Here is a 15,821-nt window from a genome sequence, read left to right as displayed (position 1 = left end):
GAAGCACCAGACAGTGCATGCGGACTTGAGCGCGCACGCTACTTTCCCGAAGCCGGCGTGCTCAATTTGGTGGGATCGAACCATGCCGCATCCAAGGGTACGTCGGTCTCGATATCCGAATATTCTTCCGCCATCACCAGCAGGTTCTTCTGGTAGACGTCAATACGCGCGGCGATCAGGCCATGCGGCTGTGCACGGTAATCCAGGAAGCGGATGTCCGCGCTCTCCCCCGGCTTGTCCTTGACTGGCTGAATGATGCGCGCCAGCAGCAGCCGTTCCCGGTCGATCCAGAATTGATGTGCGTTCAGGTCGCCGCGATCGGCACCCACAACGTAGACCGGCCGACCTTGCCACGACTCCTCGTGCACCTTGGCGGTGTCGATGCCCTCCTGCTTGAGCAGGGCGAGCGTGACGTCAGGCGACTGACGATAGACATCGAAGCCGAGCAGCATGGCCAGGCTCACCAGCCGATCGCTGGCGACCTGCTTTCCCTGCTTGAACGTGTGCATCTGGCCATCGGCGAGGATCATGGCATTGCCGTCCTCGGCCGGCCCGATGTCGATGCGCAACTTTCCCGGTACCTGAATCCGCTCGTACCACTGTGATACGTGGGCCTTGCCGTCGGCGTCGTAGTGTGTGGTTTTTTGCGCGAACTGCGTCGTGGCAAACCAATCGTTCTGATACTTCGCATGCATTTGCTTGATGACGCTCGCACCACCCTCGTCGCCCGCGAAGGCTGCACCGACAAAGGCCAAACAGACAACGCTCAGAAAGCAACGACCGAGCAGATTCATTCCTGCATCTCCGACTGGAAGTCTTTTCATACTAGCCGATCCAGCCTTCGCCCTCGCTTGAAGTAGCGCCACCAACGTCAATCCTCGAATCCCTACTGCTTTGAGCCCTAAGCAGCAGCACCCGGTGCGGGTTTAGCTTGGCGCCGCGCATCCTGCATCACTCCAGGAAGCGCACTCGACCCGACTCGATCTCGTAGACCGCCCCCACTAGCTTCATTTGGCCTTCCACCAGCCTTGCTTGAACTTCCGGCGTGTCGAGAAGGGACCGCATTGTGTAACGCACGTTGGCCTCGACCGCCTCGTGCAGAAGCGCTTCGTGCGACTTCGATCCATCGAGATTGCGCAGAGCCGGCACGATGTCTTCGAGCAGCACCTCGATCCGGCTCGATTCCTTGGCACTATGGAACTTCGAGGCAAGCGCGGCGTCCACGGCGCCGCATCCCTCGTGGCCCATGACGACGAAAAGCGGCGTATGAAGATGCTGCCCCGCATATTGCAGCGTCCCCAGAATGGCGGCCCCGAGTACATTGCCCGCCACTCGAATGACGAAGAGCTCTCCGAATGAGGCGTCGAAGACAAGTTCGGGTGGCACGCGGCTGTCGCTGCACCCCAGGATAGTGGTGTGGGGATGCTGCTCCTTGGCGAGTTCCGCGAGGATTTCCTTTTGCATCGTCGGAAAGCGCGCACGGCCGCTGATGAAGCGTTCGTTGCCGTCTTTGAGGCGCGCCAGCGCCTCATCCGAAGTGAAAGGAGGAAAATGGCGGGCAGCCATGTTCGACACTCCATATCCGCGATGAAATGCTACGCAATGAAATAGCTGATGGAAAGCAATACCCGCAGGGCCCGGAGCCGCGCCCGTACGAATGTTAGGGCCAGGTGAAAGCACAAACCGAAACACCGGAACGCCGACTTTGCCGCGACGCATGGTTTCGCAGAAGGCGAACGACGGCGAGGTCGCCCACAGCCCTAAGTCCTTACCGCATCGGTTGCGTCCGCGTCGGGTCGGAAGCAGGCATTACAGGTATCGCCTGGTGGAACAGCAATGGGGTCCCGAAGGCTTTGCGCCGGCTCAACCGCTGGCGGCGGGGACTTCTTCGGCGAAGGCTGCAACTGAGTTGGCTACGATCCCGGTTCCAAGCAACCGGGAGAATGTGATGCGTATTCGAACTGTTTGCCTTGGAGCCGCCATCGCATGTGAATCCATCGCGCCCATGGCTGTCGCGGAAAACACCCACGGAATGACGGTCAAGGACGTTCAGGAGATGAGCGACCCCGTACGGGCCTACTACATCAACGGCGTCTACGACGGAATGAACGCCATCCTTGACCTTCAGCAACGCCCCGGTTGCGTCGTCCCGCCGGGAACATCAGCAGGGTCACTTGCCTCGTTGGTCGACGACCAGTGGCGGGTCGACCCGAAAACCTACGAGAGCCTGCCTGCGGTCGCTGGCGCAACAGAGGCGATCTGCGGACTGTGGCCCCAGAGAGGCAATCGGTCGCCGGACCAGAGTCCGAATAGCCAACAAGCTGACTGTCCTTGGCCACTGGAAATGACCCTCGCGGGCGTTGAGGCCGACCGTCACGGCCCGGCATCTGGCGCCCCCCCAGGGAGTGCTGCCGAGGGAGCGCAGAAGGTTCAGGAGGTCGGAGCAGTCATAGTCCGTCATGGGTCGGAAATGGACATGCGTCCCGAGCGCTCGGTTCAGTAATTTTGCTGAGCCTGTACTCAGTAATTTCGCAGTTGCTCTGGGACCCATCAAACCACACGATCCCACTCGACTATCCCGCCTGAAATCAGGCAAGCGGCCTGGACGGAATGCGGATGTCGCCGGATGTGCCGTCCCTGCCGGAAGGGCGAAGTTACGCGGGCGCGCGCCGCGTACTCCTACCCATCCTTTTGTATAGCTTGTGACGCTTGTCGCGTTACGCAAATCTTTTTGCGGGAAACGGGGGAGCAATGCAGACCGAGCGAACGCATCCGGTTACGAACGCGCTGGCCGTGGCGCGGGCCTGCGCAGAATTAGCCCTTGAGGCGGAGACCGAAGGAAGCTTCCCGAGGCCTTTGGCCACTTCAGTATTAGCCGCCGCGAACGATGCCGCGGCACGCCTCAAGGTTTTCCTCACCACATACGCCGACACATTGTCCCCGGATCTGGCGCACAGGTCGTTTCAAGCCCACTCCGACCTGGCGGCGATTGCCCAGTTCTCAGGCTTGGTGTTGACGTACACGTCCACCCCACGTGATGGCGCTTACCTGGCCAAGATCGTTCGCCACACGGCCAACCATGCCGTCGACTGCCTCAGCCACGTGGAAGAGGTGATCTATCTATAGGCATGCCCGGCTAGAAGCGCCTGCTTACAACACCAAATTGAACAGCAACTTATGACTGGGGGATCCATGGATTCGTCGCAGCAGGAGATGTTGCAGCCACCTCGACTTCTGATTGCTGATCAACGCCTCATGGAGGCCGAAGGAATTTCAGTCGCGCTGGCAAAGCATTTTCAGATCGTCGGTTGTGTGAGGAATGGCCGCGAACTCTTCAGTCTCGTACTTCGAATGAAGCCCGACGTGGTAGCCACTGACATCAACCTGGGGGGAGCAGACGGCATCGAAGTCTTGCGCCGGGTGCAAAAAGCCGGTTCCACCGTGCCTTTTGTGTTCTTCTCGTCGATGACTGATCGAGCGAGCATGCGCCACGCCATGGCGGCCGGCGCCAAGGCATACGTCCCAAAGAGCGATGGGCTGGCGGGACTTCGTACGGCAGTGGATCGCGTGCTCAAGGGTAGGACATACATTTCCCCACGATGGGCAGACGAGTCGCTTGAAATCGAGAGGGCGGGACGTCGCGGCCTCACGCAGAGGCAACAGCAGATTCTCGATCTATTGGGTGCACGCATGAGTAGCCAACAGATTGCCGATGCGCTCGGTCTCTCGCGCCGAACAGTAGAGAGTCACCGGGCTCGACTGTCGGAGGCAACACGCGCACGTTCGGCACAAGACCTCCTCAAACAAGCAGAGCGGTTTGGCGCAACGGCACTGGCTGGTCGCGGCGCAGGCCGGAGCGGTTGATCGCAGCGCCGCCCTCCCTGCATGGCAACCTGGCATGCCGTCGGCGCTGGCTGCCAGCTTGCATTCTTGTGAAGGCGGCGTAACGGCATGGAACACGAATTTGCTCTTTGGACCGATCCTGCCTGCGCGCTCGGTAACGACAAAAAATGGACGTGACGCCAAGTGCGGCACAGTCCACAAACAGCCGTTCGGCTGACTTGCCGAAGCTGGACTACGCATGGCTCAATGGCCGAGTCGACAGGGGGCTCGCCATGGTTTTGCGCAGCATCGCTTCGCGGCTGTCTCTATGGGTTCTGGTCGGCTCCGTGGCGGTGTTGGCCATCGCCGGCAGTGTGCTGTTTTACCGGGTCGGCGAGCAGATCCTGGAACAGGCCCATGGTGAAGCGACGGCGCTCGCCAATGAAGCAGGCAACCGGATCGAGCAGCGGCTGGCACGCGTAGCCGACACCGCTCAAACCCTGGCCTCGGTGGTCGGCTCTCGTCCGGAAGGGATCGAGGCCATCCTGCGTGACGCGCTGGAAAGGAATGCTGATCTATCCGGACTGGCAGCCGCTTTCGTCCCTGCCAAGGACAACGCGCCCACCTCCCCCTTTATCAATCGCCAGGACGACGGCTCGCTGGGTTGGCGCGACTTGCGCAAGGACGACAACCCCTACTGGGACAAAAACTGGTTTCTCACGGGACTGCGTTGCACGCAGGGATGCTGGCAGCGGCACTTCTATTCGCAATCGCGCAAGCGCGAACTGGTCAACTACTCGGCCCCCATCCAAAGGGATGGCCACACGATAGGCCTGATCAATGCCGACGTATCCCTGGACTGGCTAGGCCGTGTCCTGAAGGCACTTATCAAGCCCGCGGGCGCTTATGCATTTGTGCTGGACGACGGCGGCGCTTATCTCGCACACGACAACCCGTCCATGGTGGGCCAGCGCGGCCAGCCCGACCTTTTGCAGGCACTGGCCCGTCACGAGGCTGTTCGGGTGCGGCTGGCCGTTGCACAGAACCCGCAAGCTGGCGGCAAGGCTGTGTGGATCTACCTCGCCCCCATCGAAGGGACGCGATGGAGCTTCGGCCTGGCCATGCCGGAGGCGATGATCTACGCCGGTGTGCGGCAGGCGTTCGTACGCGTACTGTTGCTTGGATTGCTCGCCCTCCTGGCATTGGCGGCGGTCACGCTCGCGGTGGCGCGGCGCACCCTCGCCCCGCTTGGCACCCTCGCTTCGCGTGCCGAGTACGTTGCGCGCGGTGCGCTCAATTTCGAATTGCCAGCGGTTCGTTATCCCGATGAAGTTGGCCGACTCACGCATGCCTTCGATCGCATGCGCACGGAACTGGCGCTGCACATCGAGACGTTGACCCGCAACGCGAAGGAGCAACAACGTCTCGCCAGTGAACTGGACATTGCCCACCAGATCCAGACGGCGCTTTTGCCGGGACAGCACTACCTGGATGCACACTGCGAAAACTTCGAGCTGCACGCATTGCTTCGACCCGCACGCGCCGTTGGCGGCGACCTCTACAGCTACTTCATGCTCAACCAGCGACGCTTTTGCGTGATGGTCGGCGACGTCTCAGACAAAGGCATTCCTGCAGCATTGTTCATGGCACGCACTATCACGCTCGCAAAGGCGTTGGCGCCGAAGGCGCAGTCGCCACAGAACCTGTTGTCGATGCTCAACCTTGAGCTGTGTCGCAACAACGACAGCTGCATGTTCGTGAGTCTCTTGTGCGGCATGCTCGACACGTTCACCGGTGAGCTGGTCATGGCCAGCGCCGGACACGAACCTCCCGTGCTTTGCGACACGGATGCCGCCCGGTTCATCGAGTTCGAAACCGGAGCCGCGCTCGGGCTGGACGATGAGGCGCACTACCCGACCCGAACCCTGCGGTTGCAACCCGGCCAGACCCTGCTGCTCTACACGGATGGCATTACCGAAGCGACCGACAGGGCCGAGCGAATGTTTGGCGCCGAGCGCATGTTGGACTGCCTTCAGCGATCCCCGTCACGCTCCGCCGCCGACCTTGCGGCCGGGTTGCTGGCCGAAGTGGACCGCTTCACCGACGGCGCCGGACAGGCCGACGACATCACCGTCCTCGCACTGAACTGGCATCATGCCCTGGCCAACAGGAATGCCCCCATGCTGGACATGAGCATCAAAGCCTCGATGGACGAAGTCTTCGATGCGCTGGAGCGCTGTGACGCAGCGCTATGCGCCCACGGCGTCACGCCCGCCGTGCGGGAGGACGTCCGTCTGGTGCTGGAAGAACTCATGGTCAACATGGTGCAGCACGGTCACGCCGGAAGCACGGACCGCACAATCGACCTGCACATGCACCTGGGGGAGGATGCCGTGCTGATCGAGCTGCACCATGACGGGCAACCCTTCGATCCACTGCAGATACCCATGCCAACCCTCACCGGTGACCTCGCTGATGCGGAAGATGTCGGCGGTCTCGGCATCCATCTGGTACGCGCCATGGCGAGCGAACTCAGCTACAGCCATGACGATCAGGGCAATCACCTGCAACTGCGCTTCCTCCACCCCGTGAGCACGGAGCCTGACCATGACGTTCAACCTGAACACTGAAGGTGAGTCGCCCAACCGGATAACCCTGCGTCTGCATGGACGGCTCGACGCCCAGACATTCAATGACTTCGATCTCGCCATGCTCGACGTGCTACCTCGCATTGCCGAGGGCGGCACAGTGGTACTGGACCTGTCCGGGCTGGACTACATCAGTAGCGCCGGCCTGCGAAGCATCGCCAAGATCCGCAGGAGCACGCGTGCACGCGGCGGCCATACCCTGCTCCTCAATCTCCAGCCGCAGGTGCGAAAGGTGTTCGACATCGTGAAAGCCGTTCCGGTCAACGAGGTCTTCGCCAGCTTGCAGGAACTTGATGACTATCTCGATCACATGCAGCGACGAATGACCGGCCAGGGGCTCCCCGGCGGTTCCTGAGCGAAGCCCGCCGACCCGTTAAATTTGCGTCGGACTGGGGTTGGCAGCGGACACTCCTGCCGTTGGAGTACTTCCGACTGGTGGCTTGGCGGCACTCTGCCTGCGGCAATATGCCGGTCTCGGTGGCGCGGAAAACGCTGAACGTTGCGCTTCTCGCTCCACAAGAGACGCTGTTGCCATGATCTTCACGCGTCATCGGCGAAGGTGCGCCGCTTTCAACAGATAGCGCACTCGAGAGGAGAGTCCTGTGGTACTAATTCCATTGCTGCCGATTGCTTTCGCGTTACTCGTGTCGACGTCGATCGCCTTTTTCGAAGAGTCAGAACCGTCCCGCCCAGTGCGGGCTTCAGAAGAACATTAAACGCGCTCGCCGTATCGGTGCGCCCTTCCCTGCTACCAACGATGGCCGACCGCGAGACCGAGGTCCGTCATGCACGACTTCGCGCCGCGCGATAGTAAACCGACACCTGCGGCGCGGCCACGACTGAGCGTCCTTGCGTACCAATGAATGAAATGACGGGCCAGTGCAGCGGCCCGGGCACGACGATGAATCATCTCCTGTTCTCCGCTCTGGTTTTTATCAGCGTCTTTGGTTGCGCTTTGCTTGGCATGTATGCGCGCACGCGCTTGCCGGGACACCATGTGGACGAAGACTCGGCCACGGCAATCAAACTCGCTGCCGGCCTGATTGCGACGCTCGCCGCCCTGGTGCTCGGCCTTCTCATCTCGTCGGCCAAGACAACTTTCGACACGGTCTGCCAGGACTTCCAACACAACGCCGTCAACGTCTTGAAGCTCGACCGCACCTTGGCTTCCTACGGGCCCGAGACGTCAAGCTTGAGGGCATCGCTCAAGCACAAGTATGGCACTTGGGTTGACCTGATCGGCTCCGATGACGCAACGAATCGCCACGCCATCGACAGTCCAGCGGTCCTGGGCCATATCAACGATTTTCAACATGAGTTGGACGCTCTGCATCCGGCCAACGAGGACCAACGGCAGCTGCTGCCTCGCGCGCAAGAGATCTTTGAAGAAGTCTTCGCGGTTCGCTGGTCGGCGCTACTCCAAAAGCACGGCAGCATTCCCATGGCGCTGCTGGTCGTACTGGCGGCCTGGCTGTGCGTGATCTTTGGCACGTTTGGCCTGTTCGCGCCAAACAACGGCACCGTGTTGTTCTTCTTTTTCCTGTGCGCGCTGTCCTCCGCCGGAGCGATCTTCGTCATCACGGAATTGGACACGCCGCTTGGCGGAATGATTCGGGTGCCAGTGGCGCCCATGCGCGCAGCATTAGGCCAGCTCGGCCATTGACACCAAGGAGAGATACGGTGGGCTGAGCGATATGGTTCGATTTGGGTCGCAAGCAAGCCTTGCCGGCATTGCTGCGGTCACCAATAGAGCCACATTTTGAGACCAATCGCGACCATGGCTACCGCTAGCGGTAGCAAGTTTTCGATGATCTCGCGAAAGTGCCGCGCAGGTTCGGTCATGCTGAATCCCTGACTGCTTGACGGAATGAGGTCTGCTTCGGGGGAGCGAAGAGATGGGTGCGTATGCTTCCAGCACACACTTTGCTTGTCAAAGGCCGGGCCGGGAAATCCAAAAAGGTGGGCGATAACCGATTGTTTTGACGACCATTTTGACACTCCTTGCCGCCGGATACGTCCAGCGCGCAGGTCCGCAAATGACGCCGCGCTCAACGGATCAACGCGCCCCAGGCGTCGCCCTGTTCAGCCACCGCAAGGCGCGCTTCATCCATGCGCCGGCCTGGTCCGGGCTCCATACGAAGGTCGCCACGCTCTGCGGCGGCATCGTGTATTCGAAACGGGTTTGCCCCTCCGCTACGGACACGGGGCGCGCTTCCGTATTGCTGTTCACCATGACCAGCACGATCGATCCATCGGAAGCATTCTGGAACGCGACGTTGGCGAGGCCCTTCTCGGTTTCAGAGGACCCTACCCTCACGGCGCCCGGCTGGACGAATCGACTGAAATGCGCCAGTGCGTAGTATTCGTCGTTGCGACTCACCGCACCCGTCTGCGAGTCGATCGTGATCACGCCCTTGCAGGCGGCACAGCCGCCGAAATGGGGACCGTGCTTCTCGTCAAGCGCCAGGTTCCAGTACACGACGCCGCGAGCCCACTGCCGGATGCCCGTGATCAGCAGGTCTCGCGAAAACCACAGCAGTTCGCCGTTGGCGCTCGACGCCCAATCGCCGCCGGAACACTCGGTGATGTAGGCGTCCTTTTGGGGATAAGCGCGATGCACTCGGCCCTGCGCATATTGGCTGCCTTCGTAGCAATGCCAGGCAACACCGTCGATGTAGCGCACCGCATCCGGATCGGCCAACACACTCAACGGCTGCGTGGGGTGGTTCCAGTTGTGATCCCATTCCAGAATCTGCGTTCTCGGGCTGCGGGCTGCCAACTTCGGGCCGAGGTACTGCGCGACCACGCGAGCCCGGGTGTTCGCGTCCATTTCCATGCCCGGATAGGTAACCGGCGTGAAGCTCGGCTCATTCTGCAAGGTCAAGGCGAAGATGGGGATGCCGTAACCACGATAAGCGTCGAGGTATTTGACGAGATAGTCCGCATACGTGCTCTCGTATTGCCCAAGCAGTTCCCCGCCAATGAGGTTCTGACTGGTCTTCATCCACGCAGGGGCGCTCCACGGCGACGCAATGATGCGCAGATCAGGGTTGATGGAAAGGACCTCGCGCACAACCGGTATCACGTCATGCAGGTTGGGCGTGACGTTGAAATGCTGCAATTGAGGATCAGTCTGGCCGAACGGAACATCGTCCAGGGTGTACGGCTTCAACGAAAAATCCGAGGCGCCGATGGTCAGCCGCATCATACTGAAGTTGAGGCTCGGCGGCGGCCCATACAGTTCGTGCAACAAGGCGTGGCGTTGCGCGTCGGTCAGTTTGTTCTGCAGCAGCCAGGCCGATGAGTCGGTCATCGCCGCGCCGAAACCCACCATGCTTTGGTATGTCTTGCTCAGGTCGATGACCACATCGGCGGGCAACGATTTACCGACACTCATCTCGGCGCCGGCCTGAGGCTCCAGCTTGAGCCGGCGATCCGCCGTACTCAGCCAGACCTGCACGGCAGGCGTCACCGCCTGCGCCGAAGCGGTAACTTTCGCCGCCACCTTGGGGTGCGCGAAACGAGGCGCGTACAGGACGGCCGCCGTAAGCAGGATGAGCAAAGCGACAAAGACCGCGGGAGCCCGGTTGGAATCCGACCTGCGCTCATCCATGGCGCGCGCAAGGTCCATCAATCATGTTGCATGTCACCTTGATCGCGAAGCTCCGAGGCTTCCACATCCAATCGAGGGGCGGGTTCGAGTTCCGAATCAGGGTCGTCTCCTGCAGTCCAAACGTACTGTCCATCATGTCCGCTGTTGCTCAGGCATCGGACCGATGCCGAGCATGCTTCCAGCACACAGTTTGCTTGTCAAAATTGGGATGGCGAGACAAAACAGGCAGCCCTAACCGGTTGTTTTTTCTTGAGCCATGGAGCCCTGCGTTCCGGCGCCACTCAGAGTAAGTGCGAGCGAGCCCAGGACGGCGCGAACTTCCACCCTCGAGGCTGCAAGCGCCCTGGCGCCGTACCGTGTACGGCTGGCTCACCCTTTTGCGTAAACACCCGATGCCGTCTCTCATTGGATGCCAGGTCAGTCTGTTGATCAAGCCGCGCCCGACGAGTGCCCCGGCTGATCCTGGTTCTCCCGCTTCCGCCTGTTCCTCGGGAAATACCATCGGCTCATGGTTGCTCAAAGCAACCCGTCAATCGGCAGCAACCGCAAGAACGACACCTCCGCCCGCCGCTTGGTGCTCGCATCAGGCTCGCTTTGGTGAATGACATCCTTGCCGTTGTCACTGGCTCGCCAGACCAGATGATGCGATCCAGGATCCATCGTCACCTGGTAAGCGTTGGTAGGTGCAGTCGCCGTGTAGAAGAAATCGGCAATGGCCTTCGCCAGGCCCGGCGAGTCGACGATGACGCCCATCTCCGTGTTCAGCAACTTCGAGCGCTGGTCCATGTTGAGCGAGCCGATGAATACCAGGCGATTGTCCACAACGATGGTCTTGGCATGCAGGCTGATGCCCGACGATTTGCCCAGCGCCGTCGAAGCCTGACTCTGCCCGGCAGATGGCCTGAGCTCAAACAGCTGAACGCCGCCTTCGATAAGATCCTTGCGGTAGTGCACATACCCGGCGTGCGCCGCCGTCTCATCCGTCGACGCCAGTGAGTTGGTGAGGATCTTTACCGACACCCCTCTTTGCACGATGGCCGTGAGGTGCTTGGTCCCCTCATCGCCAGGAATGAAATACGGAGTCGTGGCGAGTATCTCGTGCTGCGCGCCGTCGACCATGGCCTTGAGCTTGGGGCCAATGCGCAATGCGGGCACGTCGTGGGACGTTTCGATCTTCTCTGGCTGGTCAGCCACCAGTTCAGCAACGCCCCAGAACCAGGCGCCTCGCCGGTCGGCGGTGGGGCCGTCAGGCAGTTCGTCCATCACAGCCTGGGCGTAGTCGGACTGTGCGAAGGCGCGAACCTTGTCCTTCAGTATCTGCCGTGTCCTGTCCAGGCTTTGCGCCGCCTCATTCGCACTGGTAAGACTCTTGAGCGGGTAAGCCGCATCACAGTTCCAGTACGCATCGAAGGCATCGGAGGCCTGCTGCACCACGGGTCCAATGGCTACCACATCAAGATCCCGAAAGTGCGTGTCACTTCCCGCGTCAAAATAGGGGTCGCCGATATTGCGCCCCCCGATGATGGCCACGCTGTTATCCACGATGAACGACTTGTTGTGCATGCGACGATTGAGGCGTCGCCAGTCGAGCATGAACTGGGCAGCGCGCGAAAGCATGGATGGATCGCGTGTCTGCAGAGGATTGAAGAGCCTGACCTTGATGTTGGGATGGGAATTCAATCCCTCGAAGAGATGATCGGTGTCGGTAAAGTTGTTGTCGTCGATCAGGATGCGAACGCGCACGCCACGATCGGCCGCGGCGAGCAGATGCTGCATCATGAGATGACCGGTCATGTCGTTGGCAAAGATGTAGTACTGCAGATCGATGGAATGCTTGGCGTGGTCGGCCAGCGCCACTCGGCTGAGCAGCGCGTTGGTGCTGAGGGTAAGCAGGCGAAAACCGGACTGATGCTGGTGCTGGTCCACCTCCGCGCGCGTGTAGCGGGCCGATGCCGTGTCGGCTGCCGGCGGCAGGTGATGCGTCTCCTCCTTGTCCACGCTCGGCGGGAGCGGGGCGCATGCCTGAAGGAAAAGACAAAGTACGGTGAAGGCAAATACGACGATCCATCGATCATTTCGCATGTGTCACCCCGTGACGGCCAGCCAGGTGGGTTCCTCTCGACCCGCACGTGCTCCCATAGGCCCACCGATCTAGCATAACGCCGCCCTATCCTGCCTGACTGTCGCGAGCCACCTCAGTTGTGCGCCCGCACCGGGTATCCTTGACGCCGACACGGCGATGACAGGCCGGCCATCGAACTCGGTCTACCTGCCGCGGTCCATACAGGCGTAACACCTGGCCGGCTCAACCGCCGAAAGGCAAGCTCCGGAGTACCCATGAAGGCTTTCCAGCGCCTCGTCGCCGTAGCGGTTCTGCTCGACCTTGGCGGCGCGCTGACCACGGCGCGCGCGGAACTCGACGCCACGGGGCAGCAAGAGGTTGCCGCGCTGCTGGCCTATGTGGGAGGCAGCCATTGCGCCTTCATCCGCAATGGAAAGGCTTACGGCGCCGCCGACGCCAAGAGCCATCTTCAGTACAAGCTCAAGTATCTTCTGCAGGAACACAAGGTGAGTTCGGCGGAGGATTTCATCGCACTGGCGGCCACCGAAAGCAGCATGAGTGGCAAGCCGTACCTGGTCAATTGCGATGGCGTCGAGCAACCATCGGCGGACTGGCTGAAGGATGAGCTTCGGCGCTTGCGGGCCGCACAGCCCTAGAAGAGGCTCGGGAAGCGCCCGGCCCGCACCGTGACCAATTGCAGTCGTGACCTCCGACCCATGCAGCGCACTTCGATGTGCGCTTAGAGTCAGTTCGTCCGGTCGACCCGAAGCGTCGCTCCTGGTCGTCGTCCTTGGTCAAGAAGACGGGAGGCTGTGATGAACAGGAACCACGTTGCGGTTGGCCTGGCAGTGGCTTGCATGGCGTTGTCGTCAGCCGTGAACGCCACCGAACAGGACCCCGGTGAGGCTGGTGTCCGGGCGGCCGAGAATGCATGGAGTCGAGCCTTTATCACGGGCGACGCCCGATTCCTGGACGGCCTGCTCGATCCTGCATACGTCTCGGTCGGTACGAACGGCTCGCCGCGGCCAAAGGCTGACATCATCGCTGCGGCGAAGCGATTTGCAGAACAACATCCTGGCGCACCCGTCCAGCCCCTTCCCCCGACATCCACCATCAGCATCAAGGGCAGCTCCGCGGTGGTGACCCATCACGGGGAAAAGGAAACATCGGTCGATGTTTTCTACTACAGCGACGGAAGTTGGCACGCGTGGTATTCGCAGCACACTACTCGCGCCTCCACGAGCTGATCCGTGTCGGGGACGCGTCTATTGCTGACAGGCACAGCAGGCCATCACAGATTGTTGGATCTCCAGGTCACCAACGCTCGGCCGTGCATTTCGCCACATCGCGCACAGCGTTGACGTCATTCCTCGGGAGGTTGGCGTAGCTCTATCGGCCGTAGAAGTCCAAGGCGCCTGGCATGAACGATAAGTTCCTGAGGAGAATGGGTGTTCGTCATGTTCAGCAGCTGGGACTTGTGACTCTCCACCGTTCTTTTCGACAGGCCAAGCCTGTCTGCAATTTCCTGGGCTCCCAGGCCTTCAGCCATCAGATCGAGGATCACCTGCTGGCGATCCGTAATGCGGATCCGTGGAAGTCGTTGCTCACTGACCAACAGGTCCATGATGGAGCTCGACAGGTAGAGCTTGCCCTGCAGCGCGAGATCAATCGCAGAGCGAAGGGCGTCCAATCCCTCGACTTTGCTGATGATGCCCGACGCGCCGGCATGGATGGCACGACGTAGTGTGACCGGGTCCGCCAGCGAGGTGAAAATGACAAACGCGATGGGCAAAGCGGCCTTTTGAGCGGCCTCCATCACGTCGAGGCCGCTTTTATGGAGCAAGGCCACTTCCGTGATGATGATGTCCGGCGGGTTATTCCGGAGGAGCTCCTCCAGTTCGCGACCACTTCTCACGATGCCTTGGACGTCATACGCGCCACTGAGCGCCAGCGCCAGTCCTTGAGCCACGAGCAGGTGCCGATCAGAAATAACCACTGATGGCTTCCTGGTCCCGCTCTGCACCTTCATCAAGCTCACCGACATCGCTCTCCTCCGACCTCAAACCTGGCTAGCTCCCTCGGTTGGTTTCTCGCGTCTACGTCCTGTCTGGAAACCGTGAAGCTCCTTCTCCGCAACCAGGCACTGGCGTCACCCACTTTTTGCGAATGCGAATTGAGTGGCCTTGCCGTGCATGGCGACGAGACAAACGCCGAAGACCCACTTGGCATTCGGCGCCGGCGCCCAGGAGAAGCGAGGAAGCTCCCTGGCCCCTGGGGGCGTTGCCCGGCGACAAATGCGACTGACGCGTGACCTTACCTTTCGCCTGTGGCGGGTGCGTACCCCACCTTTTGTATAACTTGCGATGCGCGGCAGGCTCTGCCAAAAGGTCGCCAAGGGGCTTTTGGGGGGCGCTATGCAGGCTGATCGTCCGCACCCGGTGTCGTATGCGTTGACGGTGGCCCGCGCCTGCGCGGAGTTCGCTCTGGAAGCCATGAACCAGCGGAGCTTCCCGAAACCTTATGCCTCGGCCCTATCGGTTGCCGCGGAAGACGCGGCTACTCGTCTGGGGGAGTTTCTCTCCGCCCAAGGCGAGACCATCGCGCCTGACGCCTTGAAAACCGCGTCCCTTGCCAGGACAGACCTGGAAGCGGTTGCCCAGATAACCATGCTCATCATTGCCAACGATCTGGCGCCCAAGGCTGCCAGTTTTGTCGCTCGATCGGTTCGCTACACGGCCGAGCACGCCGTCAACCGCCTCAGCCATGTCGAAGAGGCCATCGGCGCATAGGTCTGGCAGTCAGTGGACGAGGTGGGGGTGATCCGATATGCGAGTCTCTTTCAAATGCCGTGCGCGAATATGGACATTCCGTGAGAACATTTCCATCGCCGGGGCGCGTCTGTCATTTTGGATATCGCCGACGTCACATGCGGCGCTGACGACCGCGCCAACAGTGTGTCGGTGTCACTAGAGGTAGAGGGTTAAGCATGCACGCATCAAGCGAAGCCTTGATACCGATGGGCTCAAACGATGCGCCGGCCGCGCCGGTGGTCTTTGTTGTCGACGACGATATCTCGGTGCGCGAGTCGCTGGAGATGCTGTTTCGTTGCGCCGGCCTGCAGACCACGCTTTTCGCCTCCGCGGAGGCGTTCCTCGCGTCCCCCCGCCCGACCGGGCCGGGTTGCCTCGTGCTGGACGTGTCGCTCCCCGATATCAACGGCCTGGACCTTCAGCAACGCATTGCCCCAGAACGCGGCGACCTGCCCATCATCTTCATCACTGGCCACGGCGACGTGCCCATGACCGTCAAAGCCATGAAGGCCGGCGCAGTGGAATTCCTGCTCAAGCCCTTTCATGACGAGGCTCTCCTGAATGCGGTACATGACGCCATCGAACGCAGTCGTGCCGCCCTCGCTCGCGCGGCAGAGGTGCGTACCATCCGGGCGCGCCACGCCACCCTCACCCGGCGCGAGCGAGACGTGCTGCATTGGGTGATCGCCGGTCGCCTGAACAAGCAGATCGCGGGCGAGCTTGGCATCAGCGAGATCACGGTCAAGGCGCATCGCCGTCGCGTCATGGAAAAGATGCACGCCCGTTCCGTGCCGGACCTGGTCAGGATCGAGGCGAAACTTCGTCCATAGGTTCAGCAGCGCCAGGGCAGCAAACCGGTGTCCCGG

15 protein-coding genes are annotated in these 15,821 nt (G+C 61.1%); 10 read left to right on the top strand and 5 right to left on the bottom strand.

All coding sequences use genetic code 11. The features are described from left to right. Window positions 1–38: 38 nt before the first annotated feature. Together DVT68_RS13180 and DVT68_RS13175 are read right to left on the bottom strand one after the other, a co-directional pair. Complete coding sequence (locus tag DVT68_RS13180) at window positions 39–794, bottom strand: LolA family protein (protein ID WP_114825550.1); 756 nt, start codon at window positions 792–794, stop codon at window positions 39–41. A gap of 157 nt (window positions 795–951) precedes the next feature. Further along, window positions 952–1,566 (bottom strand): carbonic anhydrase, encoded by a 615-nt coding sequence (locus tag DVT68_RS13175; protein WP_158543505.1) that lies wholly within the window; start codon window positions 1,564–1,566, stop codon window positions 952–954. A gap of 259 nt (window positions 1,567–1,825) precedes the next feature. Here DVT68_RS13175 and DVT68_RS13170 point away from each other — a divergent pair, with 259 nt between their 5' ends. From DVT68_RS13170 to DVT68_RS13145, 6 genes are all read left to right on the top strand, one after another. Next, on the top strand, window positions 1,826–2,503 hold the full coding sequence (locus DVT68_RS13170; RefSeq protein ID WP_147281727.1) for a hypothetical protein: 678 nt from the start codon (window positions 1,826–1,828) through the stop codon (window positions 2,501–2,503). Between the two features lie 248 nt (window positions 2,504–2,751). Next, window positions 2,752–3,126, top strand: a complete 375-nt coding sequence (locus DVT68_RS13165) for a hypothetical protein (RefSeq protein WP_114825547.1) — start codon at window positions 2,752–2,754, stop codon at window positions 3,124–3,126. A gap of 66 nt (window positions 3,127–3,192) precedes the next feature. Next, complete coding sequence (locus DVT68_RS13160) at window positions 3,193–3,864, top strand: response regulator (RefSeq protein ID WP_158543504.1); 672 nt, start codon at window positions 3,193–3,195, stop codon at window positions 3,862–3,864. A gap of 146 nt (window positions 3,865–4,010) precedes the next feature. Further along, window positions 4,011–6,452, top strand: a complete 2,442-nt coding sequence (locus tag DVT68_RS13155; RefSeq protein ID WP_233523461.1) for a SpoIIE family protein phosphatase — start codon at window positions 4,011–4,013, stop codon at window positions 6,450–6,452. Then, window positions 6,430–6,825: an STAS domain-containing protein gene (locus tag DVT68_RS13150; RefSeq protein ID WP_114825544.1), complete on the top strand. Its 396-nt coding sequence runs from the start codon at window positions 6,430–6,432 to the stop codon at window positions 6,823–6,825. The genes DVT68_RS13155 and DVT68_RS13150 overlap by 23 nt, the downstream gene beginning before the upstream one ends. A 546-nt stretch (window positions 6,826–7,371) precedes the next feature. Continuing rightward, entirely contained in the window at window positions 7,372–8,133 is a 762-nt protein-coding gene (locus tag DVT68_RS13145; RefSeq protein ID WP_114825848.1) for a bestrophin-like domain, read from the top strand. Window positions 8,134–8,526: 393 nt separating this feature from the next. Here DVT68_RS13145 and DVT68_RS13140 read toward each other — a convergent pair whose 3' ends face one another. Together DVT68_RS13140 and DVT68_RS13135 are read right to left on the bottom strand one after the other, a co-directional pair. Next, window positions 8,527–10,101: a glycoside hydrolase family 30 protein gene (locus DVT68_RS13140; RefSeq protein ID WP_233523460.1), complete on the bottom strand. Its 1,575-nt coding sequence runs from the start codon at window positions 10,099–10,101 to the stop codon at window positions 8,527–8,529. Window positions 10,102–10,599: 498 nt separating this feature from the next. After that, entirely contained in the window at window positions 10,600–12,009 is a 1,410-nt protein-coding gene (locus DVT68_RS13135) for a phospholipase D family protein (RefSeq protein ID WP_233523459.1), read from the bottom strand. A 411-nt stretch (window positions 12,010–12,420) separates the two neighbouring features. Here DVT68_RS13135 and DVT68_RS13130 point away from each other — a divergent pair, with 411 nt between their 5' ends. Next, entirely contained in the window at window positions 12,421–12,801 is a 381-nt protein-coding gene (locus DVT68_RS13130; protein ID WP_158543503.1) for a DUF5329 family protein, read from the top strand. A gap of 159 nt (window positions 12,802–12,960) precedes the next feature. Next, entirely contained in the window at window positions 12,961–13,392 is a 432-nt protein-coding gene (locus DVT68_RS13125) for a nuclear transport factor 2 family protein (RefSeq protein WP_114825542.1), read from the top strand. 116 nt (window positions 13,393–13,508) lie between these two features. Here DVT68_RS13125 and DVT68_RS13120 read toward each other — a convergent pair whose 3' ends face one another. Then, entirely contained in the window at window positions 13,509–14,174 is a 666-nt protein-coding gene (locus tag DVT68_RS13120; protein ID WP_233523480.1) for a response regulator transcription factor, read from the bottom strand. A 385-nt stretch (window positions 14,175–14,559) separates the two neighbouring features. Between DVT68_RS13120 and DVT68_RS13115 the strand changes: the two genes are divergently transcribed. Beyond that, entirely contained in the window at window positions 14,560–14,934 is a 375-nt protein-coding gene (locus DVT68_RS13115) for a hypothetical protein (RefSeq protein WP_147281726.1), read from the top strand. Between the two features lie 197 nt (window positions 14,935–15,131). Continuing rightward, window positions 15,132–15,785 carry a response regulator transcription factor gene (locus DVT68_RS13110; RefSeq protein ID WP_114825539.1) on the top strand — a complete coding sequence of 218 codons (654 nt, stop codon included), beginning with the start codon at window positions 15,132–15,134 and terminating at the stop codon, window positions 15,783–15,785. Window positions 15,786–15,821: the final 36 nt, after the last annotated feature.

Source organism: Dyella solisilvae (assembly GCF_003351225.1).
In the GTDB taxonomy this organism is placed as follows: domain Bacteria; phylum Pseudomonadota; class Gammaproteobacteria; order Xanthomonadales; family Rhodanobacteraceae; genus Dyella; species Dyella solisilvae.
The sequence above is the reverse complement of the archived record's forward strand: the minus strand, read 5'-3'. Positions and strand labels throughout refer to the sequence as shown.

What these genes read in the sequence shown, in the direction of transcription:
- DVT68_RS13110 (WP_114825539.1), top strand. Translation starts at nt 15,132, where the DNA reads ATGCACGCATCAAGCGAAGCCTTGATACCGATGGGCTCAAACGATGCG.
- DVT68_RS13125 (WP_114825542.1), top strand. Translation starts at nt 12,961, where the DNA reads ATGAACAGGAACCACGTTGCGGTTGGCCTGGCAGTGGCTTGCATGGCG.
- DVT68_RS13130 (WP_158543503.1), top strand. Translation starts at nt 12,421, where the DNA reads ATGAAGGCTTTCCAGCGCCTCGTCGCCGTAGCGGTTCTGCTCGACCTT.
- DVT68_RS13155 (WP_233523461.1), top strand. Translation starts at nt 4,011, where the DNA reads ATGGACGTGACGCCAAGTGCGGCACAGTCCACAAACAGCCGTTCGGCT.
- DVT68_RS13145 (WP_114825848.1), top strand. Translation starts at nt 7,372, where the DNA reads ATGAATCATCTCCTGTTCTCCGCTCTGGTTTTTATCAGCGTCTTTGGT.
- DVT68_RS13140 (WP_233523460.1), bottom strand. Translation starts at nt 10,101, where the DNA reads ATGGACCTTGCGCGCGCCATGGATGAGCGCAGGTCGGATTCCAACCGG.
- DVT68_RS13180 (WP_114825550.1), bottom strand. Translation starts at nt 794, where the DNA reads ATGAATCTGCTCGGTCGTTGCTTTCTGAGCGTTGTCTGTTTGGCCTTT.
- DVT68_RS13165 (WP_114825547.1), top strand. Translation starts at nt 2,752, where the DNA reads ATGCAGACCGAGCGAACGCATCCGGTTACGAACGCGCTGGCCGTGGCG.
- DVT68_RS13175 (WP_158543505.1), bottom strand. Translation starts at nt 1,566, where the DNA reads ATGGCTGCCCGCCATTTTCCTCCTTTCACTTCGGATGAGGCGCTGGCG.
- DVT68_RS13150 (WP_114825544.1), top strand. Translation starts at nt 6,430, where the DNA reads ATGACGTTCAACCTGAACACTGAAGGTGAGTCGCCCAACCGGATAACC.
- DVT68_RS13115 (WP_147281726.1), top strand. Translation starts at nt 14,560, where the DNA reads ATGCAGGCTGATCGTCCGCACCCGGTGTCGTATGCGTTGACGGTGGCC.
- DVT68_RS13160 (WP_158543504.1), top strand. Translation starts at nt 3,193, where the DNA reads ATGGATTCGTCGCAGCAGGAGATGTTGCAGCCACCTCGACTTCTGATT.
- DVT68_RS13120 (WP_233523480.1), bottom strand. Translation starts at nt 14,174, where the DNA reads ATGAAGGTGCAGAGCGGGACCAGGAAGCCATCAGTGGTTATTTCTGAT.